This is a genomic window from Candidatus Pantoea soli, from assembly GCF_007833795.1.
GTDB lineage: Bacteria > Pseudomonadota > Gammaproteobacteria > Enterobacterales > Enterobacteriaceae > Pantoea > Pantoea soli.
On record NZ_CP032703.1, the window covers coordinates 121,368 to 145,277 of the forward strand.

Consider the following 23,910-nt stretch of genomic DNA (forward strand, 5'->3'; position numbering starts at 1 on the left):
TGATGACCCGTCAGCATTATTGCTGGCCGGTCATCACGACAAATAATGGGATATTTGACTTAACACATCATGCTGCGCGGAATGCGCAGCACGGAAAGATAAAAACAGACGTTAATTAAATTAAAAAATCGTCCATTGAACCACCCGCATCAATAGCGGATTTGATTGGCGAAGGGGTACGACCCTGACCCGTCCAGAATTTCTCGTTACCGTTTTCATCAATAAACTTATACTTTGCCGGACGCGGTGCACGTTTTGCTTTCGGCTTAGTTTCGGTCTGGTTTAATTGCGCCAGTTCATTAATATCGATACCGTCATTGCGCAGCATCTCTTTATATAATGCCAGCTTCTCTTCTTTTTCACGCTGAGCGGCATTATCCGCAGCAGCTTCTTCACGGCGCTCAGCGACCACCACGGCGAACTTTTCCAGCATTTCATTTAAGACTGCAACCTCAATATCACGCGCCTGTGCACGCAGTGTACGAAGATTGTTCAATGCCTTAAGTGCATCGCTCATGAATAAACCCTTATTACTTATTTAACAAATATTGAAAGCGCGCATGATACGGGATTTTCAGCCAAATGGAAATATTCCCCTGACGGCAGATTTGTCCGGAAAATAACAGTCAGACGAGCAGTATGCGTTATTTACTGGCACGGCCGATGCACGCTGCACCGCGCTGCTGAGATATTAAGCGCTGCGCCCCTTACACAGAATTGCAGGATATTCTGATACGCCGACATAAAACGATATAAGGTATCCGGCGGAAAAAAACCTATTAGTGAGCGGATTATCTGCACCAGCAAGCTCAGGTTAAGCAGCGGACGCATAATACAAAAATAACATCGCTCAGAATGGCTTACTGCACATTTCTGCCGCCGCAGTCATTGCGTTTGACGTGGCCGGCTGAGCGAACATCCAGCGGATTATTAAGCCACAAGGCAGGGGGATTAACGGCATTTACGCAGCAGGCAGATCCGGGAAAATAGCGTTTTTTGGCTGTCGCTGAGGCATGACATTATTTACATCACGATAGTATCGGGTTATCCGCCGCTGTTTTTCAGAGGGCAGCGGACGGTACAGGGCAAGAGATAACAGGCTGATTTACCGCAAATCTGTTGGCTGCGCCTACGCAGCAGGCAGCAATCTGCCATGCGCGTCAAAAGCGTGTGCGAATGATGCGGCGTCAGGCGCCACGCCGTGAGGAAAGCGCCGGCATATTTTCTGTCGGGCATCCCGCGCCGTCCGGGCAATGCCAATAACCGTGACGCCGGCAAGCAGGCGCAGCGCGGGCAACTAAAACAGGACGCAGTGTTACCGCCGCGTCCGCCAGCCTAAAGGCGATTACCGGCAGGAAACATTTGCTTGCAATGTTAATCTTAATGCGTATATTTCTCATTTGCTTTCTTAACGGCTCTTGCGGCTGTTCTGCCGGTGCCAGGAGGGCACAATCGGGGCGCAGGCCGCCGGATTCTCACGCATTACCTCACCTGGGCAGGAGCCCGCAGACAGACCCGGTTCCGGCGTCAGTGCAAAAATAACGATAAATCACCGAGGAATAGTATGTCTTTTAACGCTCTGCGCGTCAGCGAGGCAGGCTCTGTGCCGCCGCGTACGCTGCGCCTTTCTCTGCTGGCCATGCTGGTGGCATCGGGTATGGCTCAGGCGGCCGCCACGCCGGAAAACGAATCCACCCTGACTGTCGAAGCCAGCGCGGCCGGCCAGCCGGAGCAAAACGCCGCGGATTACAGTGTGCCGATCACCCGCGCCGGCACGAAAATGGCGCTTACCGCGCGCGATATTCCGCAGTCCGTCACGCTCATCAGCCAGCAGCGCATGCAGGATCAGCAGCTGCAGACGCTGAATGACGTACTGCATAACACCACCGGCATTCGCGGTGTTGCCGCCGATATGGACCGCACCAACTACTATTCTCGCGGTTTTCTTATCGATAATTACATGACCGATGGTATTCCCACGGCCTTCGCTTCGCGCTGGAATCTGGGCGATGCGCAAACGGACACCGCGCTGTATGAACGGATTGAAGTGGTGCGCGGCGCTACCGGATTGCTGACCGGCCCGGGCAACCCCTCTGCCTCCATCAACATGGTGCGCAAGCACGCCGACAGCAAAACCTTCACCGGCAGCCTGGAAGCCGGTTACGGCAGCTGGAATAAACAGCGCTACGTGGCAGATATTTCTGCACCGCTTACTGCGGAAGGCACAGTGCGCGGCCGCGTCATTGCCGGATACGAAGATAAAAACAGTTTTATTGAGCGCTACGGCGCCGACAAAAAATTCGTTTACGGCGTTGTGGATGCCGATCTGACCGCCGCTACGACGCTCTCGGCGGGCTACCAGTTCAGCCAGATCAACACGGATGCGCCGATCTGGGGCGGATCGCCGCGCTGGTACAGCGACGGCAGCCAGATTCACGCGCGCCGGGGGTACAACACCGCGCCGGACTGGGCATACAACAACAAAGAATTCAGAAAGCTGTTTGTGAATCTGCAGCATAACTTTGACAACGGCTGGAACTTTACGCTTAACGGCACGCATGACGAGATGCTGCTGGACAGTAAGCAGCTCTACCTGGACGGCTATTTCGATCGGGCCAGCGGCGTGGGGACCTCATCGTACGCGGGCTATCCGGTCATTGGCGGCACCGGCTACAACACCGGTAAGCGTAAAGTGGATGCGGTGGATGCCTTCGCCAGCGGCCCCTATGAACTGCTGGGCCGCCAGCACCAGCTGATGCTCGGTGTGAGCTATAACCGTCAGGATAACCGCTACTACAGCGCCTGGGCCAATATCTCACCCGCAGAGCTGGGTAACTTCAACGAGTACACCGGTGATTTCCCGGAAACGCGCTGGAATGCGCGCGAGCCGGCTGTGGATACGCAGCGCGTGCGGCAGAAATCGGCGTATCTGGCGACCCGCGTCACGCTTGCCGATCCGCTGCACCTGATTCTGGGCACACGCTACACCAACTGGCAGCGCCAGACCCTGAATGCAGAAATGGAGCAGAACAACACCACGCCCTATGGCGGGGTGATTTGGGACTTCGCAGAAAACTGGTCCGCCTATGCCAGCTACACCTCGGTGTTTCAGCCGCAGGATTATCAGGACGCCAACGGGGCTTATCTCTCGCCGGTCATCGGTAAAAACTACGAGACCGGCGTCAAATCCGACTGGTTCAACAGCCGCCTGACGACCTCGGTTTCGCTGTTCCGCGCTGAGCTGAACAACGTTGGCCAGAGTACCGGCCGCATCAATGCCGAAACCGGTAATACCATTTACGTGGGCAAAAAAGGCGTGGTCAGCCGCGGTGTGGAATTTGAACTCAACGGTGCCATAACCGATAACTGGCAGATGACCTTTGGCGGCACCCACTTTATCGCGGAGGATGCCGACGGCACGCGCTACAATGCCCAGCTGCCGCGCACGTCGCTTAATCTGTTTACCCGTTACCGCCTGCCGATGCTGGACGCGCTCACTCTCGGCGGCGGCGTAAACTGGCAGTCTAAGACCTATACCGATATCGGCGGTCCGGATGGCAACGGCAGCTGGCGCGCGCGCCAGGGCAGCTATGCGCTGGTGGATCTGTTCGCCCGCTATGACGTGAGTAAAAACGTTACGCTGCAGGCGAATTTACATAATCTGTTCGACAAAGCCTATGACGAAAACGTCAACAGCAGCGGCATCGTCTACGGCGAACCGCGTAACGTTTCGGTTAGTGCGACCTGGCATTTCTGATCCACCCGCACAGAAATAAGCATTCCCTCCCCGCCCGGGGAGGGTTAGGGTAAGCGTTACCCTTTATCCATTCCGGAACCTCTATGTCTGCACTGCCAAACTACACGGCGCAGCGCGCCCGGTTTCTCGCTGCGGTGGCGCGCTTGCATGGCGCGCTCACGTCTTATCCCCATCCCCTGACTGGCCCGCAGGGCGAAGCGCTGTTTACCGATGTCGCGGTGATAGGCGATCCCCACGCTGAACGCATCATGCTGGTGATTTCCGGTACCCACGGCGTGGAAGGGTATTACGGTTCCGACAGCCAGATCGCCTGGCTTGACACCATGGATGATCGTCTGCTGCCCGCCGGTACCGCGCTGGTGATGCTGCATCTGCTTAATCCGTGGGGCGCTGCGCATTTGCGCCGCGTGAATGAGGACAATATCGATATCAACCGCAACTTCATCGATTTCCGTCAGCCCGTGCCCGCCACGCCGGCGTATGCGCAGTGGCACGCGCTCTACCATGGCGATCGCGCTGAAGCCGACCGGCTGCTGACCGCGGCGCTGCAAAATAGCGGCTGGCCTGCGATCAAGCGCGTGGTGGAAGCCGGTCAGTATCAGTATGCAGACGGCATTTTCTTCGGCGGCAGGCAGCCGGGCTGGTCGCATCAGACGCTGCAGCGCATCATTGCCGCACATTTATCCCATGCCACCACCGTTCTCAGCTTTGATCTGCATACCGGTGCCGGGGCGTGGGGCCATCCGATGCTGCTGGCCATTGCGGAAAAGCCGGTGCCGGCCCATCAGTGGGGTAAACGTCTCTATGACCAGTGGCTGACGCTGCTGTTTACCGGTGCCGGACGTGACAGTGACACCGGCGTAACGGCCACGGCAACCGGCTATGTCTCACAGTTTTTACTGGAGAGTCTGCCGCAGACGCAGATGCTGCCGCTGGTGATTGAATGTGGCACCTATGCGGGTGAGGAGATGCATCGCCGCGTGCGTGAAGACCACTGGCTGCATCTGCAGGGCGATCCCGCCAGCGCGGCCGGAGAGGCCATAAAACAGCAGCTGACAGAAGGCTTCTGGCCCGCCGACCGCGACTGGCGCGAGCTGGTCGCCTTCCGGACCCGGCAAATTTTTATGCGCGGCTGGCAGGGGCTGACCGCGCACCAGGCGTGAACCGGCATCGTTACAGGCGGCCGTAAAAGGTCATGCGGGCGGTTTCCGATAACGCGATACCCGGCTGGGTATTGTACGCCAGTACGGCCAGCATGCGGGTAATGTCGCCTTCGGTTGGGGTTACGCGGTGCAGCGAATTACGGCCGCGAAACAGCACCAGATCGCCGGCGTCAATCGCCAGCGCCTCCACCGGCTGGCGCTGATCCAGCACGGCCGCAACGCCGTCATAGTTCATCTCTCCGGCATCGGCATCGCGCAGATCTTTGACATACTGGAATACCCCGCCGGCGCGCGGTTTCTGCACCAGCAGCGTGATGGCGAACGAGGAGTTGTCGAAGTGCCACCCCAGCTCTTGTCCTTCCGGCGCATAGTGCAGGTTAATTGATGAGAGCGGATCGGCATACGGATAAAGCGCGGTTTCGCCCAGCACATCGCACAGAAACTGCTGAAACAGCGCATCGTTGTACAGCTGGCGCAGCGGTGAGTCCGCCGCGATCGCATCGTCCGTGATGCAGCCTTTGGTACTGAGCACCTCACGGTTGCGCGGGTGATCTGCGTGCTGCGTTGCGTCCGGCTTCAGCAGATAGACGTTGTGCTTGCTGACAGTGTGATACGCCCGGTGGCGCTGCGCGTTGCCTTCCGCAATGATGGCCTGCAGCGCTGCCGGTTGCAGAAACTGGCGCAATACCAGCGCGCCGTGCTGGTTGAGCTGCTGACGGCAGCGCGCACGCCAGTCGGCGTCAGCCAGCGGATGGAGATCGAAACGCACGAGATCGGACATGGTCACCCTGATTCTTTATCAGCAAAAGATGAACTCACTGTAACCTGCTGATAACTTACTGCGTAACGATCATTTTTTACTGCCCTGCTAAGGAAACGTTAATGCCTGCGCCCGCGTCCCGTTTACCCAAAATCAGCGTTATTCAGGCGTTCAAGGTGGCGGCAGAGCAGGGCAGCCTGGCCAAAGCCGCTGCCCTGCTGGCGCTGACGCCTGCAGCCGTGAGTCAGCAGATCCGTCAGCTGGAAGCGCAGCTTGGCAGTGCCCTGTTTGTGCGCAGCCAGCACGGCGTGGTGCTGACGGACAGCGGCAAAGAGTACCTGCGCTACGTCAGCGAAGCCTTTGATATTCTGCACCTTGGCCAGCAGAACCTGCGCCACGCGGCCAGCCTGCCGAAGCTGACGCTGTATGCTTTGCCGGCGCTGGCTGCGAAGTGGCTGCTGCCGGAAATAGCCGCATGGCGGGCGGCCTGTCCGGGAATCGATCTGCAGTTACACGGCACGCATGCGCTGGTGGATTTCAGCGCCACGCCGGCTGATTTTGTTATCTGCTTTGGCGAAGATCGCTATCCGCAGCTGGATAAACAGCGGCTGTTCCAGGATGCGGTGCTGCCGGTAGCCAGTCCGGCCCTGCTGCAGCGCTACGATCGCGCCCGGCTGTTGAGCGACGCGCCGCTGATTCACCTTGACTGGGGCAACGACGGGCGGTTTCTGCCCGACTGGCGCAGCTGGTTTCAGGCGCGCGGAAGGGCAGAACCGGCCGCGCAGCCGGCATTCAGTTTTAATCTTACCGCGCTGGCAATTGACGCTGCGGTGGCGGGTGCAGGCCTGCTGCTGGGACAGCGCCGTCTGATTGCAGCCGAGCTGGCACGCGGCGATCTGCAGGTGGTGGACCCCCTCAGCCTGCCGCTCAGCAAACCCTACTATCTTGCCTGGCCACGGCGCACGCTGAGCCAGCCGGGCAGCGAGGCGCTGATGACGTGGCTGCAAAGGCTGGCCGCGTGCTGACCCGTCACAGGCACAGGATGTCCCGCGTCGTGCGGGGCAAGCGCCGGGGGCACGTGGATGACAACAAGGAGCGGGAACCGTGATCGCTGAAACACCGCAGTGGCTGACCGCACTGGTCGTGGGCTGCACCATTTTACTGTGGGCCCTGGCCCGCCTGCCGGAATACCTGACTGCACTGCTGTTTTTCGCTGCGGCGATGCTGCTGCATATCGCGCCTGCCAGCAGCGTGTTCAGCGGTTTTGCTTCCTCAGCGTTCTGGCTGGTGCTGAGCGGTTTTGTGCTGGGGGCCGCCATCCGCAAAGTCGGGCTGGCGCAGCGCTGGGCTAACTGGCTGGTGGTGCCGCTCAGTCAGAGCTGGCCGCGCATGATAATGGGCACGCTGCTGCTGACCTATCTGCTGGCGCTGGTGATGCCGTCCAACATGGGGCGTATCGCACTGCTGATGCCGGTGGTGCTGGCGCTGGGCGAGCGGGCAGGCATTGCGCCAGGCAGTCGTGGCAGCATCGGTCTGGCGCTGGCAGTGGGCGTGGGTACCTTCCAGCTTTCTGCCAGTATTTTGCCGGCCAACGTGCCGAATCTGGTGCTGAGCGGGGCGGCGGAAAGCGCCTGGCAACTGCATCTGCAGTGGCTGCCGTGGTGGCTGCTGCATATGCCGGTGGTCGGCCTGGCAAAAGGGCTGTTGCTGGGGGGCTGCATTATCGTGCTGTTTCGCGCGCAGCCGCTGCCGGTGACGCAGCGTGATACGCTGGCCACGCTGAGCGCAGCCGAATGGCGGTTGCTCGGCCTGCTGCTGATTACGCTGCTGCTGTGGATGACCGACAGCCTGCACGGCTTGTCCGCTGCGTGGGTGGGGCTGGCAGCCGCCTGCGTCTGCCTGCTGCCGCGTATCGGCTTTCTGAGCGGCGACGACTTTGCCAGCGGCGTCAATATCCGTACCTGTCTCTATATCGCCGGTATTCTGGGGCTGGCGTCCGTGGTGGTGGAATCGGGGCTTGGCCGCCTGATAGCCAGCGCGCTGCTCAGCCTGTTGCCGCTGGAAGCACAGCCCTCGTTCCATAATTTTGCGGTGCTCAGTGCGCTGGTGTCGCTGCTCAATTTTGTGCTGACCGCCAACGGTGTGCCGGCGATGGTGACGCCGATGGCCCAGGAGCTGGCCAGCGCCTCGGGCTTGCCGCTGATCGGCGTGGTGATGTTGCAGGTGTTTGCCTACGCGACGCCGCTGCTGCCGTATCAGGCCTCACCGGTGGTGGTGGCGATGGGCCTTGGTAATGTGCCGGCCAGGGCCGGATTAATGCTGTGCGTCACCCTGTTTTTCCTGAGTATGGTGCTGCTGTTACCGCTGGATTATCTGTGGTTCCGGCTGTTAGGGTATGGCGGATAGGGCGGTGCAAAACGGAGCGGATGCAGGCCAGTGAAGAACGATTGGGTTGAACTTCGACGCGATGACGAAACCGGCATCGAAAGCGTCAGCGCACATTTTCGCGGACACGCTTACGATCCGCACGATCATGACGAGCTGCTGGTCGGGGTGACGCAGCAGGGATTACAGCGCTTTCACTGCCATCGCGCCCTGCATACCAGCACGCCGGGACGTGCCATCCTGATTGAACCCGGCGCGGTGCATGATGGTCATGCGCCTGAGGCAGACGGTTTTACCTATGTCATGCTCTATCTGCCACAGTCTTGGGTCGCCACTATGCTGGAACAGCGCGGCCTCGGCGATATCGCCACGCTGCAGGGCGCGTTTCGCCACACCCTCACCGACGATCCGCGCCTTGCCAGTGCCATTCAGCAGGCGTGGCTGGCGTTGCATCACGGCGAAGGGCGGCTGGCACGCGACCAGCAGCTTGATCATCTGCTGACCCTGCTGTCACGCCATCTGACAGTGACACCCGCTGCACCTGACCGGCTCGCCCTGCCACAGATGCAGCGGCTGCGCGACTACCTGCACGATTTTATGGCCCAGGATACGGGGCTGGACGATCTGGCCCGGCTGGCGGGCATGGATCGTTTCCGCCTGACGCGCCAGTTCAAACAGGCGTTTGGTCAGTCCCCGCACGCCTATCTGGTGCGTTTGCGCCTGCGTACTGCCCGGATGCTGCTGGCGCGCGGCGTGGCACCGGTTGAGGTTGCTGCACAGGTCGGCTTTGCCGATCAGAGCCACCTCGGCCGCTGGTTCCAGCGCGCCTACCGGATGACGCCCGCCCTGTATCAGCGTCAGTGCACAAACGTTCTATACCCGGACCCGCCCGTGCGCCGATAGTGAGGTTTTTCCTGAACGGAGAGCCTTACCGATGTTTGATACCAAAATTGCTCTGATTGTCCGCGATGATTTAGCTGTCTGGCAGCGCCTGAACGTTGTGGCGTTTCTTGCCACCGGTATCGCTGCGGCTGCGCCGGAGATGATGGGTGAGCCCTACGTCGACGCGCGTGGCCGGCAGTATGGCAACATGGCCGGACAGCCCATGCTGGTCTTTGCTGCGGATATCGCAGGCTTACAGCGTGCTCATCGCCAGGGGCTGGAGCGCGAACTGACGCTGATCCCGTATGTTGAAGCGATGTTTTCAACCGGACACGATGCCGCCAACCGCGAGGTGTTTCTGGCAGAGGATGCGGACAATCTCAACCTCGTCGGCATCGCCCTGCGCGGCCCGAAAAAAGCCGTTGATAAAGCGATCAAAGGGCTGGCGATGCATCCCTGACGGGCCCGGGCATAGCGTGCGGTTCACCCGCCGCGTACCGACCCGCGCCATACCACGTCAGCCTGATAAACCAGGGTGTCATGCTGTTGCTCGTGCTGCGGCGTCAGGCCGTTTTCTGCCTGCTCTTTCTGCTGCAGCCAGTTCACCGCATCGCGGGCAAACTGTTCTACCGGCTGGGCAAAGGTGGTGAGACTGTAGGAGGACCAGCTGGCCTGAGCGATATTGTCATAGCCAATCAGACAGAGATCGTCCGGCACGCGCAGCTGAAAGCGATGCCGGGCTTCATCCATAAAGCCACAGGCGACCAAATCGGTCACGCAAAATACCGCATCGGGCCGCTGCGCGCGCGTCAGCAGGCGGTGCGCCAGAATTTGCCCGCTTTCGTAAGAGGTAGTGCCGAAACGCTCCACGCTGACCATCAATCCGGCCTGCTCTGCGGCCTGCACAAATGCTGCTTCACGCTTGATCAGGCTGGGCGTGCCGGCCAGTGAGTTTGCAAAGGCCAGATGGCGGCAGCCTGCGCGCTGAAATGCCCTTACCGCCGTGGTCGCCGCCGCCTGCGCATCGAGATGGATGCTGAGCGAGCCCGGTAACGCTTCGTCGCGATTAATCAAAATGATGCGCTGACCATGCTGATAGCACTGGCGGGTAATGGTGCGATCCGGCATACCGGAAAGGATAATGGACGCATCGGCGCGGAAATTAATTGCCTGCAGCAGCGCTGCCGAGACGCTGTTATCCGAACGATCGGTGTTAATCAGCATCGCCACCTTGCCGGCTTCCTGCAGAAACTGCGTCAGCCAGCGTACCAGGCTGGCGCGGTAAGGCGTGGCAATTTCTGAAACAATCAGACAGACAATCCCGCTGCGATTGCGCACCAGCCCGCGCGCCAGATGGTTAACGTGATAACCCAGCTCTGCCGCCGCCTTCATGATGCGCTCCCGGGTCGCCGCTGAGACGCTGGCTCCCGGCGTAAAGGCGCGCGATACCGCAGAGCGCGAAACGCCTGCGCGTTCTGCCACATCCTGCGCGCTGACCCCGGCCTTATCATTTTGCATGCTTTTATCCTCAGACTTCCTGCTGAAAAGAGTCTGCCGCAAATTGCAAAGCTGTGCAAATCGATCTGCGATCACATTTGTTGCATTTTTGTGACAGGCACTGTGAATTACGCTGCAGGCTATTTGACAGGCTATTTATTGATCATTACTAATTTGCACACACGTGCAAACATTTCAAAAAGCACGCCCGGCAAATTCAGGAGAACATCATGCGCCTTACCCGACTGGCCGTAACGCTGTCCCTCTGCTGCTCTGTGCTGCCTGCTGCTGTCCAGGCAGCCGGCAATCTCAATATGATCTGCTCTGCGGATGTGGTGGTGTGTGAGCACATGACGCGCATCTTCAGCCAGGCGCACCCCGATATTAACGTCAGCATGGTGCGCCTGTCGGCCGGCGAGGCCTATGCCCGCCTGCGCAGTGAAGCACGCAATCCGCGCACCGATATCTGGTGGGCGGGCACCGGCGATCCGCACATGCAGGCGGCCGCAGAAGGGTTGACGCAGGCGTATCACTCTCCGCTGCTGGTTCAGCAGCAGCCATGGGCGCAAAAACAGGCTGAAAACGCGGGTTACCGCACGGTGGGCATTTACGCGGGTGCGCTGGGGTGGGGCTACAACACCCGGCTGCTGGCAGAGAAGAAGCTGAAAGCGCCTGCCTGCTGGGCCGATCTGCTCGATCCGGCGTTCAAAGGTGAAATTCAGATTGCGAATCCTAACTCTTCCGGCACGGCCTATAACACGCTGGCAACGCTGGTACAGATCATGGGCGAGGATCAGGCCTTTGATTACCTGAAGAAGCTCAACGCCAATATTTCGCAGTACACCAAATCCGGCTCCGCGCCGGTGAAAGCTGCCGCGCGCGGTGAAACCACCGTCGGCATTGTGTTTATGCATGATGCGGTGGCGATGCAGGTAGACGGCTTTCCGATCAAAACCGTTGCCCCCTGTGAAGGCACCGGCTACGAAATTGGCTCAATGTCGATTGTAAAAGGGGCACGCAACCTCGCCAGCGCCAAAGTCTGGTACGACTGGGCGCTGAGCGCAGAGGCGCAATCGCACATGAAAGAGGCCAAATCCTTCCAGCTGCCGTCCAACCGCAACGCTGAGATTTCACCCTACGCGCCGCGTTTCGAAAACATCAAACTGATCGATTACGACTTTAAAACCTATGGCGATACAGCCAAACGTAAAGCGTTGCTGGGCCGCTGGGACAAAGAGATTGGTGCCAGCGCGCAGTAGCCGGCGGCAGAACAGACGTGCGCGCTGGTTGCGGCGGGCGTCGGATAAAGCGAACGCGGATCGAGGTAAAACATGAATGCACAAAATCGCCGGCTGACAGGCGCACTGCTGGCGGGCGCGGCGGCGCTCACGCTACTGCCGTGGTACAGCCTGGAAAATGGTTTCTTCAGTGGTGGCTGGCTCAGCCATTTATGGCGTGATGCCGCCAGCGCACCGGCGCTGTGGCAGCTGTCGTCCCATCCGTGGCTCGGCGTGGCTGTCGCGCTGCTGGTGCTGTGCGGCGTCAGCGCCCTGCTGCCTGCTGTGCTGCGTAACCGGCTGCTGCTGCTGTGGAGTGCGTGCGGCGTACTGTTTTTGCTGGCTGAAGGTCATGCTATTGGTTACAGCGGCTGGAGCTGGCTATGGCTCGAAAACACCTTTGGCGCGCTGGCGCAGGGACAACCGGCCTTTGGTGCAGGCGCGTTGCTGCTGCTGACAGTATTCCTGCTGCTGTTTGCATTTGCGCTTGCCGAACGCGGCGTGCTGAAAGGCGATGCCTTTGTGGTGGCGGCGCTGGTTCTGCTGACGGCACTGGTCAGCGTCTTTGTACTTTATCCGGTGCTGAGTCTGTTTGTGGTCTCGGTGCAGGATGCCACGGGCGGCTTCCAGCCTGACGGGCTGATCACGAACCTGCAGGATCCTTCTGTCTGGAGCCTTGCCTGTCTGAAAGGCGGCAGCTGCGGCACCGCCTGGCGCACGCTGTGGCTGGCGCTGATGACGGCCAGCGGTGCGACCCTGCTGGGCCTGGCTTTTGCCCTTGCCGCCACCCGCACGCCGCTGCCGTTTAAAAAAGCGCTGCGCATGCTGACCATCCTGCCGATCATCACGCCACCCTTCGTGATTGGTCTGGCGCTGATCCTGCTGTTTGGCCGCTCCGGTGTCGTGACTGAACAGCTGGCAACGCTGTTCGGTATCGAGCCGGGTCGCTGGCTGTATGGCTTAACCGGTATCTGGATCGCGCAGGTGCTCTCCTTCACGCCGATCGCGTTTCTGGTGCTGATTGGGGTAGTGGAGGGCGTCAGTCCTTCGCTGGAAGAAGCGTCACAAACGCTGCGTGCCAACCGCTGGCGCACCTTTTCCCGCGTCTCCCTGCCGTTAATGGCCCCCGGCCTCGCCAACGCTTTTCTAATCAGCTTTATTGAGAGCATGGCGGACTTTGGTAACCCGATGGTGCTGGGTGGCAGCCATGGTGTGCTGTCCACCGAAATCTTTTTCTCCGTCGTGGGGGCGCAAAACGATCCCAGCCGCGCGGCGGTGCTGGCGATGATCCTGCTGTGCTTTACCCTGGCAGCGTTTGTGCTGCAGCGTCTGTGGCTGGGCGGCAAAAACTTTGCCACCGTCACCGGTAAAGGCGATGGCGGCAGACACAGCGAGTTGCCGCGCACGCTACGGCTGGGCGTTTACGCGACGGTCATTCCGTGGGGGCTGTTCACGCTGGTGATCTACGGCATGATTGCGGTGGGCGGGTTTGTGCAATCGTGGGGGCTGAACAATGCGCTGACCTTCGATCATTACGTGCGCGCTTTCCGCATTACCGTCAGTGACGGACACCTGCTGTGGAGCGGTGTGGCGTGGAATTCATTCTGGACCACGCTGGAGATCGCGCTGATCGCCGCCCCGCTGACCGCCGCTGTCGGCCTGCTGACGGCATGGCTGATTGTACGGCAGACGTTCGCCGGGCGGCAGACATTTGAGTTTCTGCTGATGCTCAGCTTTGCCATTCCGGGCACGGTGATCGGCGTCAGTTATGTGATGGCCTATAACCTGCCGCCGCTGGAAATCACCGGCACCGCGATGATTCTGGTGGCCTGCTTTGTGTTTCGCAATATGCCGGTTGGCGTGCGGGGCGGCATTGCCGCCATGAGCCAGCTGGACAAGAGTCTGGATGAGGCTTCGCTGACGCTGGGAGCCAGCAGCTTCCGCACGCTGCGTAAAGTGGTGCTGCCGCTGCTCAAGCCCGCGTTCAGCGCTGCGCTGGTGTACGCCTTTGTTCGCGCCATCACCTCTATCAGCGCGGTGATCTTCCTGGTGAGCGCGCAATACAACATGGCGACATCGTACATCGTCGGGCTGGTTGAAAACGGCGAATACGGCGTCGCGATTGCCTACTCCACGGTACTCATTGTGGTGATGCTGCTGATCATCGGTGTGTTCCAGGGGCTGGTCGGTGAGCGCAAACTGCGCCGCGTTGCCCGCCCGATGGCGGTAACCGCGCCACCCGCCGCCCCTTCATTAACTCAGGAGAGTGCTGTATGACTGCCATCAAAGCCGGTTCGGTTGTGTTTGAACATGTCTCCAAACGTTTTGCCGGCTTCACTGCGCTGCCGGATCTGTCGCTGACGGTGGAACCCGGCATGCTGGTGACGCTACTGGGGCCTTCCGGCTGCGGTAAAACCACCACGCTGCGCCTGCTGGCCGGGCTGGAGCATCCGACTTCCGGGCGCATTCTGATTGGTGGCCGCGATGTGACGCATCTGCCCGCCAACGCGCGCGACGTGGCGATGGTGTTCCAGTCTTACGCCCTGTTTCCGCATATGAGCGCGCTTGAAAACATCCTGTACGGACTGCTCTCTTCCGGCATCCCGAAGCGGGAAGCGCAGGATCGCGCGCGCGAGGGGCTGAAGCTGGTGGGGCTGGAACAGCAGGGGCAGCGCCTGCCGTCCGAGCTCTCTGGCGGCCAGCAGCAGCGCATTGCGGTGGCGCGTGCGCTGGTGCTGGAGCCGCAGGTGCTGCTGCTGGATGAGCCGCTCTCCAACCTGGATGAACGGCTGCGCCGGCGCGTGCGGACCGACATCCGCGATTTACAGCAGCGGCTGGGCTTCACCGCCGTATACGTCACTCACGATCAGGAAGAGGCGCTGGCGGTATCCGATAACATTATTGTCATGAAAGACGGGGATATTGCGCAGCAGGGTGCGCCGGAGAGCCTGTATCACCGCCCTAATTCAGTGTTCATTGCCGATTTTATGGGCGAGGCCAACATTCTGCCGTGTGACGTCGAGCAGGTGGAAGGCAGCGAAGCGCTGATCCGGCTGGGCCGCCAGCGCTATCGCGTGCGCGGTAACGGAATGCAGCCCGGCGCAGCGCAGCTTTCGGTACGACCGCAGTTTATTACCCTGCGCGCCAGCGGCAGCGGGGCACTGAACGGTGAAGTGACCCACAGCACCTGGCTGGGCGATCACATTGAGTATGAAGTGGCGACCGAGCTGGGCTCGCTGTTCATTGTGGATGCGCACATGGAACAGCAGCTTCCGCTGGCCGCGCGCGTGATGATTGATTTTAAACCTCAGGGCCTGGCCCTGATTACCGGTTAACATAAGGACAAAGCATGAATCACACAGGAGAGGAAGCGCTGCTCTCGCGCCTGAAGCTGGCAGAAAAGGTGGCGCGCGCCGGAGGCGAAAAAGCGCTGGAATGGTTCCACCAGCGCGATGCGCTGGTGGTCGAAACCAAGTACGATTTGCAGGATGTGGTGTCCCGGGCCGATCGCGAAGTGGAACAGCTGATCGCCCGGCAGATCAGCGCAGCCTATCCGGCAGACGGCTTTCTCGGGGAGGAGTATGGCCTGCAGGCCGGCACATCCGGCTACACATGGGTGGTTGATCCCATTGACGGCACCAGCCCGTTTCTCAACGGTATGCCGAACTGGTGTGTTTCGGTGGCGGTGCTGCACAACGGCGAACCGGTTATCGGTGTGATCTATGCGCCCACCTATCAGGAGTGCTATGTGGCGGCGCAGGGTCACGGGGCAACGCTGAACGGCCGCCGTCTGCAGGTTGACCCGACACGTACGTTGCAAAATCACGTCACCGGTTTTGGTGCCAACAGCCATGTCAGCCCGGATGAGGTGGGCCGGATTCTGGCCGATCTGCTGGCCGCAGGCGGCAACTTTATCCGCCTGGGTTCCGGGGCGCTGATGCTGGCCTGGGTGGCCGCCGGGCGCGTGGTGGGCTATTACGAACCCTATATGCACGCCTGGGATTGCCTCGCCGGTTATTGTCTGGTGAAGGAGGCGGGCGGCTGGTATCACCCGTTTAATACCGAAGGTGAACGTTTACTTAAAGGTGCGAAGGTGCTGGCCGTTGCGCCTGGCGCCGCTGCCGATCTGCAACGGATCGCCGGGATATAGCGCTGGCTGACGGGCCGGCGCGGCCCGTTATCAAGCCTTAATGCTGCACAAATTCGCGGTAGCCGGAGCCGATCACATACACCGCGAAATAACAGAAAATCAGCGCGGAAGCGAGGTAGCAATACTTCAGCAAACGCTGACCCATCAGCCTGCCGCCCAGGCTGCCCACCAGGCAGATAACACCGGTCCAGAACACGCCCGCCAGAAAGAAACCGCTGAGGAACCACGAAGTGGTCGCCGCGTCGTGCTGACCCATGCGGGCGATCAGTGCGCCGCCCACGCTGGCGAACCATAAAATGGCGGTCGGGGACGACATTGCCAGCACGATGCCCCGGCGGAATTCCCGCAGCAGCGAGCGGCGTGGCTGGCTGTCGGCCGCAGGCAGCGTAACGGTTTGCGTCAGCGCGGCGTGCAGCATTTTACCGGCAAACCCGATGAGCATCAGCCCGCCGCCCAGCCACAGCGCCCAGCGCACCGGCGTGAACTGCAGCACCACCGCCATCCCCGCCAGCGCCAGCAGGGCATAGATCAAATCCCCGATACAGGTGCCAATGCCCAGCCAGAAACCGTGCAGATAGCCGCGCTGCATGGCCAGGGTCATCATGGCGATGTTGGCCAGCCCGATATCCAGGCACAGCGACAAACTCAACAGAAAACCATTGGAAAACGGCAGCATAGCGGTTTCATCCTCCCTGAGAAGCGTCAGAGCGCTATTAAAGCATGCGCCAGCGGGGCGAAGAAATGCGCCTGATGCATTGCTGACTAAACCCTATGGATACGCCGCGTGCGCGCCCACCGCACAATTAAATAACCCGTTTTGTGAAGCCGATCGTCCCGTCCAGCTTCGCTTTAATTTCCTGCCGCTATAGTGCTTAACAGCGCGCAGATGACGCGCAGCGTGCAGCACTGATTGCCTGTTTAAGCGGCGGAAGCCGGTAACAATTCCGATTATGGTGGAGCAACAATGCGTAACAACCGAAAACTGCCGGTGCGTGGTTTAGCAACGTCACTGAGCATGGCATTATCACTGGCTCTTTTTACGCCTGCGGGGAGTGCAATGGCGCAGAACACACAACATCAGACAGCATTAGTCGGCACCTGGACCTCTGTTCCGGATGCACCGGCAGTGCAAAAACCGGCGCATGCCAGCGAGGGGCTTTACCGCCTGCAGATGAACAGCGACGGCACGCTCACGCCGCTTGATGTCATAAAAATGAAGAGCCCGTCCTGGATCGTGAAATCACGCGACGGTCGCTTTGCTTATACCACCAACGAAGAGAACGCCGGGACGGTGACGGCGCTGGCGATTGACGCCGCAGGCGCGGTGCGGGTGCTGAATGTGGTGAACAGCCACGGACAACAGCCGACACACGCTACGCTCAGTCCGGATGGCCGGTTCCTGTTTGTCTCAAACTATTCCGTAGCGAAAGGCGGGGCGGGCGTGGCGGTCTTCCCGGTTCACGCCGACGGCAGCCTCGGCGATCAGGTGCAGTCGTTCGCCTTTGATCAGGGCAGCGGCGTGGTTAAAACGCGTCAGGAGAGCGGCCATGCGCACGCCACGGTGTTTACCCCGGATGGCAGCTATCTGTACGCTGCCGATCTGGGCGATGACCGGCTGCACGCGTGGCGCTATGACGCCAGCCAGGCACAGCCGCTGCAGCCCGATCCGTCACGCGAGGTGCGTTTTGCGCCCGGCAGTGGCCCGCGTCATATGGTGTTTTCCCGCGACGGCCAGCACGCGTGGGTCATCCTTGAAATGGCGGGCGAGCTGGCGACGCTGAAGGTCAGCGATAACCGTCTGACCCTCGCCGGACAGGTGAAGCTGTATGGCGATCGTAACAGTACCGAATACAAGAGCGGCGGCGGCATTATCCTCAGCCCGGACGGCCATTATCTGATCGTTTCCAATCGCGGCGCGGACAATCAGCTGCTGGTCTTCCGTATTGGTGCGGACGGCAGGCTGGGGACGCCAAAACGCTATGCAGCCGACGGGATTGAGCCGCGCGCTTTTTCGTTTGATGACAGTGGCAAATACCTGTATGTCGCGAACGTGTTCAGCAATACCATCACGCTGTTTGATTTTGACCCCAGCAACGGTGAGCTGAAAGCGCGCGGACCGGCGGCCAGCATCGCTACCCCGACAGATATTAAGTTTTTCAATTAACCTTTTCCGCTGCCGCACCCGGGTTTGCCGCAGCGGTTAACATGATGCGGCGCGGCGGTGCACCTGCCCGGTTTGGCAGCAGGACGCGGGCAGCGCCGCGCCGGTAACGCTTCGCTCAGCGAATCGTCAGGTGTTCCAGTGCGGCCAGCAGCGCATCGACTTTTGGCAGCAGCTGCTTGCGGCGCGGCCAGATGAGTGACAGCGGCAGACCATCGGGCTGCTGTTCCGGCAGGATAATCACCAGATCGCCACGTGCCAGCGGTTCGCGGATCAGCCAGGAGGGCATCTGCGCCACGCCCAGTCCGGCGCACACCGCCTGCACCTGCGCATCCACGTCGCCCAGCGCCATGCGGTAGGGCTGGTCACGCCACAGCGGATGACCATCTGCGGTGGTGAACAGCCAGGGTTTTGTGCTGCCATCCACCCGTTCATACATAATCGCACGATGCTGCAACAGTTCACGTTCGCTGGTCGGACAGCCTTCACGCGCCAGGTAGGACGGTGCAGCACAAAATACCATTCGCTCACGGCCCATCTGCCGGCAGCCCAGCGAGGCGGGCAGATCCGCTGATCCCCCGATGCGCACCGCCATATCTATCCCTTCGTCAAACAGATCGATAAAGCGGTCGGAAAACGTCAGGCTCAGCGCCACATCCGGGTTGGCCTGACTAAAGGGAATCAGCAGCGGCATGACGCCAAGGCGACCATAAGTTGTCGGCACCGCCAGCCGCAGCCGGCCTGAAGGAATGGTGCGCTGCGCCGCCAGCACGGCTTCCGCTTCGGCCAGTTCCTCCATTATGCGCAGGCAAGTCTGGTAATACGCGCTGCCGGCATCTGTCAGCTTCAGGCTGCGCGTGGTGCGCTCCAGCAGCCGGGAGCCCAGCCGCGCTTCCAGCCGCGATACGCTTTTACTGACGGCCGAGCCCGTTAAATGCAGACGCTCTGCGGCGGCGGTAAAGCTGCCGCTCTCCACGCTGGTGACAAAGGGAACGATATCTTTCAGGCGCTGATCGTGCATGGATTAATGAATCCTGTTCAGGAATGAAGTGAATAAATGCCAGAGATAAGAACTGAATTCTCTATTACGCTGATAAAAACCGCAATGAAGGAGAGTGAACCCATGCAAAAACAGGCTTTGATTGTAGGCATCAGCGGCGTAATTGGCCGTGCGCTGGCGGAAAAATTACAGCACGAAGGCTGGCAGGTAACCGGGCTGTCACGCGGCCGCGGGGCTATTCCGGAGGGCTGCCGCAGCCTGACGGCGGATCTGACCAACGCCGATGAGGTACGGGCGGTGCTGGCGCAGGAGAAGCCGGATGCGGTGTTCTTCAGTGTCTGGTCGCGTCAGGAAAATGAAAAAGAGAATATCCGCGTTAACGGGGCGATGGTGCGTCATGTCATCGAAGGACTCGGTGAGCGACTGCAGGGTGCGCACGTTGCGCTGGTCACCGGCCTTAAACACTATCTCGGCCCGTTTGAAGCTTACGGCAAAGGTGCGGTACCGGTCACGCCGTTCCGCGAAGAGCAGGGACGTCAGCCGGTCGATAACTTTTACTACGCGCAGGAAGATGAGATCTTTGCCGGTGCTGAGAAATATGGCTACCGCTGGAGTGTGCACCGTCCACATACCATTATCGGCTACGCGCTGGGCAATGCCATGAACATGGGCCAAACGCTGGCAGTCTATGCCACGCTGTGCCGGGAAAAGGGCTGGCCGTTTATCTTCCCGGGCTCGCCGGAGCAGTGGAACGGGGTGGCAGATGTCACCGATGCCGGTTTGCTGGCCGAGCAGCTGCTGTGGGCTGCCACCAGCGAACAGGCCGCGAATCAGGATTTCAACGCCGTCAATGGCGATGTGTTCCGCTGGAACTGGCTGTGGCCACGACTGGCAGCCTGGTTCGGCGTGGAAGCGGCAGACTATCCAGCGCAGATGATGCCGCTGGAAAACAGAATGCAGGAGGCAGATGCGGCATGGCGCGAGATCGCGGCACGTCATCAGCTGCGCGAAGCCGATATCAGCAAACTGGCGTCCTGGTGGCACACCGATGCCGATCTGGGGCGTCCGATGGAAGCTTTTACCGATATGAGCAAAAGCCGCAAAGCGGGTTTTACCGGTTATCGCGCCACGCTGGACGCGTTCACAGCGCTGTTTGAAAAACTGCGTGCGGAACGCATCATTCCCTGATGCCGCAAAAGCGGGCCGCGCCGTGGTGCGGCCCTGCCATTAAGGCACTTTTACCCAGGGTTTCCCGGTGATGATCGTCAGTGCGATGATGGTAATGATGGCCGCCAGATGCGTCACAAAATCCAGCGGATGCAGGTGAAACGGGTGGCAGAACGCCAGCAGACTCACGGCCATACAGGCCACACCCAGGCCGCCCATCGCCAGACTGCGCACCGGCTGTAGCGCGCGCGTTTGTCGCAGGCTGGCGATCATCAGCACCATCATCGGTAAACTGACCACCAGCAGAAAGGTAAAACAGCGCACGCTATCATCCGTGTGGGTTGGCGCCGCGCCATGCGGCATGCTGCTCAGACTTATTCCCAGCCAGAGTAAACCTATCGGCAGCAGCGCTTTCCAGCTGATGCTGCGCCTGCCGGCAATGCTCATGCTAAAAGCGCTGCGAATGGCCAGCGTGCCCAGCAAAAATGCCAGCATCAGCTGCAGCACCGCCAGCGCTGCCCCCGGCTGTGACCAGTCGGTGAGCGTGCGCTGCACCAGCAGGCTGGCGGCGACCGCGCACGGCAGCGCCATCGCCAGCCAGCGCAACAGGCGCGTGCCAGGAGCTGGCGTACGCCGCACCGGTTGCAGATCGCGCCCGAGTTGTTCAATTAAACGGTAATGATCACTCATGATGTGCTCCAAAACGGCGCAGATTGTTCAGCGCCCGGTGCAGCAGCGATTTGACCGCTGCCACGCTCAGATTATGATGGGCCGCGGCTTCCGTCAGGCTCATTTCGCGCAGGTGGACGTGCTCCACGATTTCGCGCTGACGCGCCGGCAGCTGTTGTAAATAGGCGGCCAGCTCCTCCTCACTCTCCAGCCGTGGCTGATCCGGTATCGCAGCCGTTTCCGGTGCGGCTTCCTCCGGCACCTCCCACTGCTGCCGGCGACCGCGCCGCCGCAGCGCATCAATCGTGCGTGCAGAGATGATCGCCATCAGCCAGGGTAAAAATGGCCAGGCAGGATCGTAGGTGTGACGCACCCGGTGTACCGTAAGCAGCACATCCTGGATGACATCTTCTGCCGCTGCCTCGTCGCTGATTTGCCGGCGAACCTGAGAACGAATGACCGGCACCAGCGCGCTGAGCAGGCGCGTATAAGCGTGCTGATCGCCCGCCTGTGCCTGCTCCATCAGCGCGGGCCAGCGTTCGCGCGCGCTATCGTCTGTTTGCATAAACCGCCTTGTTGACCCTCAGGTCTTTTTCCCTGCCGCCTGGTTAAGGGCGTCCACCACCATGCCGGGCGTCAGCACCTGTGGCAGTACGCGCGGCGGTCCGCCATCCGCAGGGTAAACCAGATACATGGGCAGCCCGCCCTGACCAAACTCGCTCATGGTGTCCTCGACATCCGGATTAAATTTAGTGGAGTCTGCCACCATGTACACCGCACCGGTTTTTGCCAGCGCCTGTTTCACGGCTTGGGTGGAGAGCGACGTCTTTTCATTTACCTGGCAGGTTATGCACCACGAGGCGGTGAAATCAACAAAAATGGCTTTGCCGTGACCGCGCTGCGCGGCAACGGCCTGCGGCGTCCATTTCTGCTTAGTGACTTCGGCGGTTTGCGCATCGCCTGTCAGGGCTGCCCCCGGTTTGATCAACCCCGGCAGCGGTGCCACTACGGCGATAAGCAGAACCGCAGTTACCACCGATAACGCCGCGTGGCGCTTACCGGCAAAGCGCCGGCGCTGGGCAATACCATACAGCCAGAAGGTAAAAGCCAGTACCACCGAAGCGGCTAATAACGTCGCGAGCGCTGCACTGCCGGCCTGCTGCGCCAGTATCCACACCAGCCAGGCGTACGCGCCAAACATCGGGAACGCCAGGCCGCGCTTAAGCACATCCATCCACGCACCGGGACGCGGCAGGAAACGCGCCAGCGCCGGGAACAGTGAGACCAGCGTAAAGGGGGCCGCGAACCCCAGCGCCAGCGCAAAGAAAATCACCAGCGCAATTGCCGGTGGCTGCACCAGCGCATAACCAATGGCACTGGCCATAAAGGGTGCCGCGCACGGCGTGGCAACGATGATCGCCAGCGCGCCGGTCAGCGCGGATCGCAAAAATGCACCGCGCTGAATCCCGATTGAGCCGGCGCGCTGCGCCGCCAGCCCGACTTCAAATACACCCAGCAGGTTAAGCGCTGCTGCCAGCATCACCAGCGCCAGCAGGGCAATCACCAGCGGTGACTGCAGTTGAAAGCCCCAGCCGACCGCAGCCCCGCCCGCGCGGGCGGCCAGCAGAAGGGCGGCCAGTGCCATCATAGTAACAAGCACGCCCAGCAGAAAACCCAGGCCTTCGCGGCGGGCGCCGGCCGCGCTATCGCTGTGACGTAACAGGCCGAGCGCTTTCAGCGAAATCACCGGAAATACGCAGGGCATAAGGTTGAGAATGATGCCGCCGATAAAGGCGGCCAGCATGGCGGTTAACATCGCTGGCCTCGCGGATTAGTGGGTTTGCGGATGTGTACTGTCGTACTGCTTCACCGCAGCCAGCGCTTTCTGGATGTGGGTTTCCGGATTGCGGTCGGTGTAGCTCAGCAGAATGTCGCCGTCCGGCGCAATCACATAGGATGTCCGATCGGACACCGTTTTGCCTTTCATTTGCAGGGTGGTCTGGTATTCTGCCGCCACTTTTGCACCGGGATCGGCCGCCACGGCAAACTTATCGCGGCACTCAAGCTTCGAGAAATCGCTGATCTGATCGGTATTGCCGGCGGTAACGCCGATCACTGTTGCACCCATCTTCGTGAAATCATCAGTGGCTTCGGCAAAAGCATGGGCCTCAATGGTGCAGCCTGCGCTGAATGCGGCCGGGAAAAAGTAGAGCACAACCGGGCCTTTCTGCAGGGCCTGCTGCAGCGAGAACGTCAGCGGTTTACCGGCTAATGCGCCCTGCAGTTTAAAATCCGGTGCTTTGGCCCCTTCGGGCAGCGCCGCGCTGGTGGTGAAACTGGCCAGACCCAGCGCGGTGGTCAGGGTGAGTGTGCTGACAAGTGTTCTGAAGGTTTTCATGTTTTGCTCCTGCGAAAGAGGGATTTCCGGGTTTTTCGTCCTACACCTCCCCAGTTCGCTGCGGCAGATTAAAAAGTTTCGCTGCTGGCAAAAAAAGTGAGAAATGGCCCAATTCGCCGTCTCGTTTATTTATTCCGCGCGAGAAATCCTTACAATAGCTGGCTGGTTTGTTTTTCAGGGTTATCACTTTATGTCAGCATCCTTTCACGATACACACACACGCGAAACACAACAGCTACTGGCCTCACTGGAACAACACATTGCCGAACCCGCGCCGCGGGTCACGCCGGAACCGGAAAATTTCTGGCAGCAAATCGAAACGCTTGCCAGCCATGATGACCAGAGCGAAGAGTAAAAACAGGCGCGCTGCAGGCTGAAAGCCGCGTAACGCGCATTTTGCTGGCCGGGCGCATCGCGTCCGGCTGGCGCAGCGGATAATTAACATTTCGCCGGCCCGATCCCGCTGAGGATGTGTTCACCGCTTCGTTCTGACTTTACCCGTCTTTTCCCCTGACACCACGCCGTTGTCGCCAGATAGCCTCAGGCTGTGTATCTCCGCTTTCGCTGCAGGGCCTGGCAGGCGGAATGAATTTTAAGCGCAGCCAGCTGGATTATTATCCTTTCATGGCTACACTTTGCTCTGT

The 23,910-nt window shown here is 60.2% G+C and carries 22 protein-coding genes; 13 read left to right on the top strand and 9 right to left on the bottom strand.

The annotated features are described in order from the left end of the window. Positions 1–115: 115 nt before the first annotated feature. Positions 116–517 carry an H-NS family histone-like protein gene (locus D8B20_RS17945; RefSeq protein ID WP_145890841.1) on the bottom strand — a complete coding sequence of 134 codons (402 nt, stop codon included), beginning with the start codon at positions 515–517 and terminating at the stop codon, positions 116–118. A 1,047-nt stretch (positions 518–1,564) separates the two neighbouring features. Between D8B20_RS17945 and fhuE the strand changes: the two genes are divergently transcribed. Beyond that, positions 1,565–3,757: a ferric-rhodotorulic acid/ferric-coprogen receptor FhuE gene (gene fhuE / locus D8B20_RS17950; RefSeq protein ID WP_145890842.1), complete on the top strand. Its 2,193-nt coding sequence runs from the start codon at positions 1,565–1,567 to the stop codon at positions 3,755–3,757. Positions 3,758–3,840: 83 nt separating this feature from the next. Then, complete coding sequence (locus D8B20_RS17955) at positions 3,841–4,920, top strand: DUF2817 domain-containing protein (RefSeq protein WP_145890844.1); 1,080 nt, start codon at positions 3,841–3,843, stop codon at positions 4,918–4,920. A gap of 10 nt (positions 4,921–4,930) precedes the next feature. On the opposite strand, the gene D8B20_RS17960 is transcribed toward D8B20_RS17955, so the two are convergent. Continuing rightward, complete coding sequence (locus D8B20_RS17960) at positions 4,931–5,701, bottom strand: HalD/BesD family halogenase (RefSeq protein WP_145890846.1); 771 nt, start codon at positions 5,699–5,701, stop codon at positions 4,931–4,933. A gap of 101 nt (positions 5,702–5,802) precedes the next feature. On the opposite strand from D8B20_RS17960, the gene D8B20_RS17965 reads away from it, so the two are divergent. The 4 genes from D8B20_RS17965 (at position 5,803) to D8B20_RS17980 (ending at position 9,407) form a co-directional block, all read left to right on the top strand. Then, positions 5,803–6,705 (top strand): LysR substrate-binding domain-containing protein, encoded by a 903-nt coding sequence (locus tag D8B20_RS17965; RefSeq protein WP_145890848.1) that lies wholly within the window; start codon positions 5,803–5,805, stop codon positions 6,703–6,705. 82 nt (positions 6,706–6,787) lie between these two features. Next, the gene (locus D8B20_RS17970) at positions 6,788–8,086 is read left to right on the top strand and encodes an SLC13 family permease (RefSeq protein ID WP_145891618.1); all 1,299 of its coding nucleotides are present in this window, start codon (positions 6,788–6,790) and stop codon (positions 8,084–8,086) included. 30 nt (positions 8,087–8,116) lie between these two features. Further along, positions 8,117–8,968: an AraC family transcriptional regulator gene (locus tag D8B20_RS17975; protein WP_145890850.1), complete on the top strand. Its 852-nt coding sequence runs from the start codon at positions 8,117–8,119 to the stop codon at positions 8,966–8,968. A 31-nt stretch (positions 8,969–8,999) separates the two neighbouring features. Continuing rightward, entirely contained in the window at positions 9,000–9,407 is a 408-nt protein-coding gene (locus D8B20_RS17980) for a DUF2000 family protein (protein WP_145890852.1), read from the top strand. 23 nt (positions 9,408–9,430) lie between these two features. On the opposite strand, the gene D8B20_RS17985 is transcribed toward D8B20_RS17980, so the two are convergent. Beyond that, a complete protein-coding gene (locus D8B20_RS17985; protein WP_145890854.1) occupies positions 9,431–10,465 on the bottom strand; it encodes a LacI family DNA-binding transcriptional regulator in 1,035 nt (344 codons plus the stop codon). A gap of 209 nt (positions 10,466–10,674) precedes the next feature. Here D8B20_RS17985 and D8B20_RS17990 point away from each other — a divergent pair, with 209 nt between their 5' ends. The 4 genes from D8B20_RS17990 (at position 10,675) to D8B20_RS18005 (ending at position 15,871) form a co-directional block, all read left to right on the top strand. After that, positions 10,675–11,703, top strand: a complete 1,029-nt coding sequence (locus D8B20_RS17990) for an ABC transporter substrate-binding protein (protein WP_145890856.1) — start codon at positions 10,675–10,677, stop codon at positions 11,701–11,703. A 72-nt stretch (positions 11,704–11,775) separates the two neighbouring features. Next, positions 11,776–13,998, top strand: a complete 2,223-nt coding sequence (locus D8B20_RS17995) for an ABC transporter permease (protein WP_145890858.1) — start codon at positions 11,776–11,778, stop codon at positions 13,996–13,998. Further along, a complete protein-coding gene (locus tag D8B20_RS18000; protein ID WP_145890860.1) occupies positions 13,995–15,056 on the top strand; it encodes an ABC transporter ATP-binding protein in 1,062 nt (353 codons plus the stop codon). The genes D8B20_RS17995 and D8B20_RS18000 overlap by 4 nt, the downstream gene beginning before the upstream one ends. 14 nt (positions 15,057–15,070) lie before the next feature. After that, on the top strand, positions 15,071–15,871 hold the full coding sequence (locus tag D8B20_RS18005) for an inositol monophosphatase family protein (protein WP_145890862.1): 801 nt from the start codon (positions 15,071–15,073) through the stop codon (positions 15,869–15,871). 37 nt (positions 15,872–15,908) lie between these two features. On the opposite strand, the gene D8B20_RS18010 is transcribed toward D8B20_RS18005, so the two are convergent. Then, a complete protein-coding gene (locus tag D8B20_RS18010) occupies positions 15,909–16,547 on the bottom strand; it encodes a LysE family transporter (protein ID WP_145890864.1) in 639 nt (212 codons plus the stop codon). A gap of 288 nt (positions 16,548–16,835) precedes the next feature. Between D8B20_RS18010 and D8B20_RS18015 the strand changes: the two genes are divergently transcribed. Then, positions 16,836–18,035, top strand: coding sequence for a lactonase family protein (locus tag D8B20_RS18015; RefSeq protein WP_370664137.1), 1,200 nt, complete (start codon positions 16,836–16,838; stop codon positions 18,033–18,035). Between the two features lie 115 nt (positions 18,036–18,150). Here the strand turns inward: D8B20_RS18015 and D8B20_RS18020 are convergent, their stop codons facing one another. Next, positions 18,151–19,053, bottom strand: a complete 903-nt coding sequence (locus D8B20_RS18020; protein ID WP_145890868.1) for a LysR family transcriptional regulator — start codon at positions 19,051–19,053, stop codon at positions 18,151–18,153. Positions 19,054–19,155: 102 nt separating this feature from the next. Between D8B20_RS18020 and D8B20_RS18025 the strand changes: the two genes are divergently transcribed. Continuing rightward, positions 19,156–20,220 (top strand): SDR family oxidoreductase, encoded by a 1,065-nt coding sequence (locus D8B20_RS18025; protein ID WP_145890870.1) that lies wholly within the window; start codon positions 19,156–19,158, stop codon positions 20,218–20,220. A gap of 39 nt (positions 20,221–20,259) precedes the next feature. Here the strand turns inward: D8B20_RS18025 and D8B20_RS18030 are convergent, their stop codons facing one another. Genes D8B20_RS18030 through D8B20_RS18045 form a run of 4 tightly spaced genes read right to left on the bottom strand, consistent with a single transcriptional unit; the run spans position 20,260 to position 23,266 of the window. Continuing rightward, complete coding sequence (locus D8B20_RS18030) at positions 20,260–20,889, bottom strand: NrsF family protein (RefSeq protein ID WP_145890872.1); 630 nt, start codon at positions 20,887–20,889, stop codon at positions 20,260–20,262. Next, positions 20,882–21,433 (bottom strand): sigma-70 family RNA polymerase sigma factor, encoded by a 552-nt coding sequence (locus D8B20_RS18035; RefSeq protein ID WP_145890873.1) that lies wholly within the window; start codon positions 21,431–21,433, stop codon positions 20,882–20,884. Before D8B20_RS18035 ends, D8B20_RS18030 begins: the two co-directional genes overlap by 8 nt. A gap of 18 nt (positions 21,434–21,451) precedes the next feature. Further along, on the bottom strand, positions 21,452–22,684 hold the full coding sequence (locus D8B20_RS18040; protein ID WP_145890875.1) for a protein-disulfide reductase DsbD family protein: 1,233 nt from the start codon (positions 22,682–22,684) through the stop codon (positions 21,452–21,454). Between the two features lie 15 nt (positions 22,685–22,699). Beyond that, positions 22,700–23,266, bottom strand: coding sequence for a peroxiredoxin (locus D8B20_RS18045; RefSeq protein ID WP_145890878.1), 567 nt, complete (start codon positions 23,264–23,266; stop codon positions 22,700–22,702). 190 nt (positions 23,267–23,456) lie between these two features. Between D8B20_RS18045 and D8B20_RS21670 the strand changes: the two genes are divergently transcribed. Beyond that, complete coding sequence (locus tag D8B20_RS21670) at positions 23,457–23,621, top strand: hypothetical protein (protein WP_186454457.1); 165 nt, start codon at positions 23,457–23,459, stop codon at positions 23,619–23,621. Positions 23,622–23,910 lie beyond the last annotated feature (289 nt).

What these genes read in the sequence shown, in the direction of transcription:
- D8B20_RS18030 (WP_145890872.1), bottom strand. Translation starts at nt 20,889, where the DNA reads ATGAGTGATCATTACCGTTTAATTGAACAACTCGGGCGCGATCTGCAA.
- D8B20_RS18040 (WP_145890875.1), bottom strand. Translation starts at nt 22,684, where the DNA reads ATGTTAACCGCCATGCTGGCCGCCTTTATCGGCGGCATCATTCTCAAC.
- fhuE (WP_145890842.1), top strand. Translation starts at nt 1,565, where the DNA reads ATGTCTTTTAACGCTCTGCGCGTCAGCGAGGCAGGCTCTGTGCCGCCG.
- D8B20_RS17990 (WP_145890856.1), top strand. Translation starts at nt 10,675, where the DNA reads ATGCGCCTTACCCGACTGGCCGTAACGCTGTCCCTCTGCTGCTCTGTG.
- D8B20_RS18000 (WP_145890860.1), top strand. Translation starts at nt 13,995, where the DNA reads ATGACTGCCATCAAAGCCGGTTCGGTTGTGTTTGAACATGTCTCCAAA.
- D8B20_RS18045 (WP_145890878.1), bottom strand. Translation starts at nt 23,266, where the DNA reads ATGAAAACCTTCAGAACACTTGTCAGCACACTCACCCTGACCACCGCG.
- D8B20_RS18035 (WP_145890873.1), bottom strand. Translation starts at nt 21,433, where the DNA reads ATGCAAACAGACGATAGCGCGCGCGAACGCTGGCCCGCGCTGATGGAG.
- D8B20_RS18005 (WP_145890862.1), top strand. Translation starts at nt 15,071, where the DNA reads ATGAATCACACAGGAGAGGAAGCGCTGCTCTCGCGCCTGAAGCTGGCA.
- D8B20_RS17980 (WP_145890852.1), top strand. Translation starts at nt 9,000, where the DNA reads ATGTTTGATACCAAAATTGCTCTGATTGTCCGCGATGATTTAGCTGTC.
- D8B20_RS17960 (WP_145890846.1), bottom strand. Translation starts at nt 5,701, where the DNA reads ATGTCCGATCTCGTGCGTTTCGATCTCCATCCGCTGGCTGACGCCGAC.
- D8B20_RS18025 (WP_145890870.1), top strand. Translation starts at nt 19,156, where the DNA reads ATGCAAAAACAGGCTTTGATTGTAGGCATCAGCGGCGTAATTGGCCGT.
- D8B20_RS17945 (WP_145890841.1), bottom strand. Translation starts at nt 517, where the DNA reads ATGAGCGATGCACTTAAGGCATTGAACAATCTTCGTACACTGCGTGCA.
- D8B20_RS17995 (WP_145890858.1), top strand. Translation starts at nt 11,776, where the DNA reads ATGAATGCACAAAATCGCCGGCTGACAGGCGCACTGCTGGCGGGCGCG.
- D8B20_RS18010 (WP_145890864.1), bottom strand. Translation starts at nt 16,547, where the DNA reads ATGCTGCCGTTTTCCAATGGTTTTCTGTTGAGTTTGTCGCTGTGCCTG.
- D8B20_RS17985 (WP_145890854.1), bottom strand. Translation starts at nt 10,465, where the DNA reads ATGCAAAATGATAAGGCCGGGGTCAGCGCGCAGGATGTGGCAGAACGC.
- D8B20_RS18015 (WP_370664137.1), top strand. Translation starts at nt 16,836, where the DNA reads ATGCGTAACAACCGAAAACTGCCGGTGCGTGGTTTAGCAACGTCACTG.
- D8B20_RS21670 (WP_186454457.1), top strand. Translation starts at nt 23,457, where the DNA reads ATGTCAGCATCCTTTCACGATACACACACACGCGAAACACAACAGCTA.
- D8B20_RS17955 (WP_145890844.1), top strand. Translation starts at nt 3,841, where the DNA reads ATGTCTGCACTGCCAAACTACACGGCGCAGCGCGCCCGGTTTCTCGCT.
- D8B20_RS18020 (WP_145890868.1), bottom strand. Translation starts at nt 19,053, where the DNA reads ATGCACGATCAGCGCCTGAAAGATATCGTTCCCTTTGTCACCAGCGTG.
- D8B20_RS17965 (WP_145890848.1), top strand. Translation starts at nt 5,803, where the DNA reads ATGCCTGCGCCCGCGTCCCGTTTACCCAAAATCAGCGTTATTCAGGCG.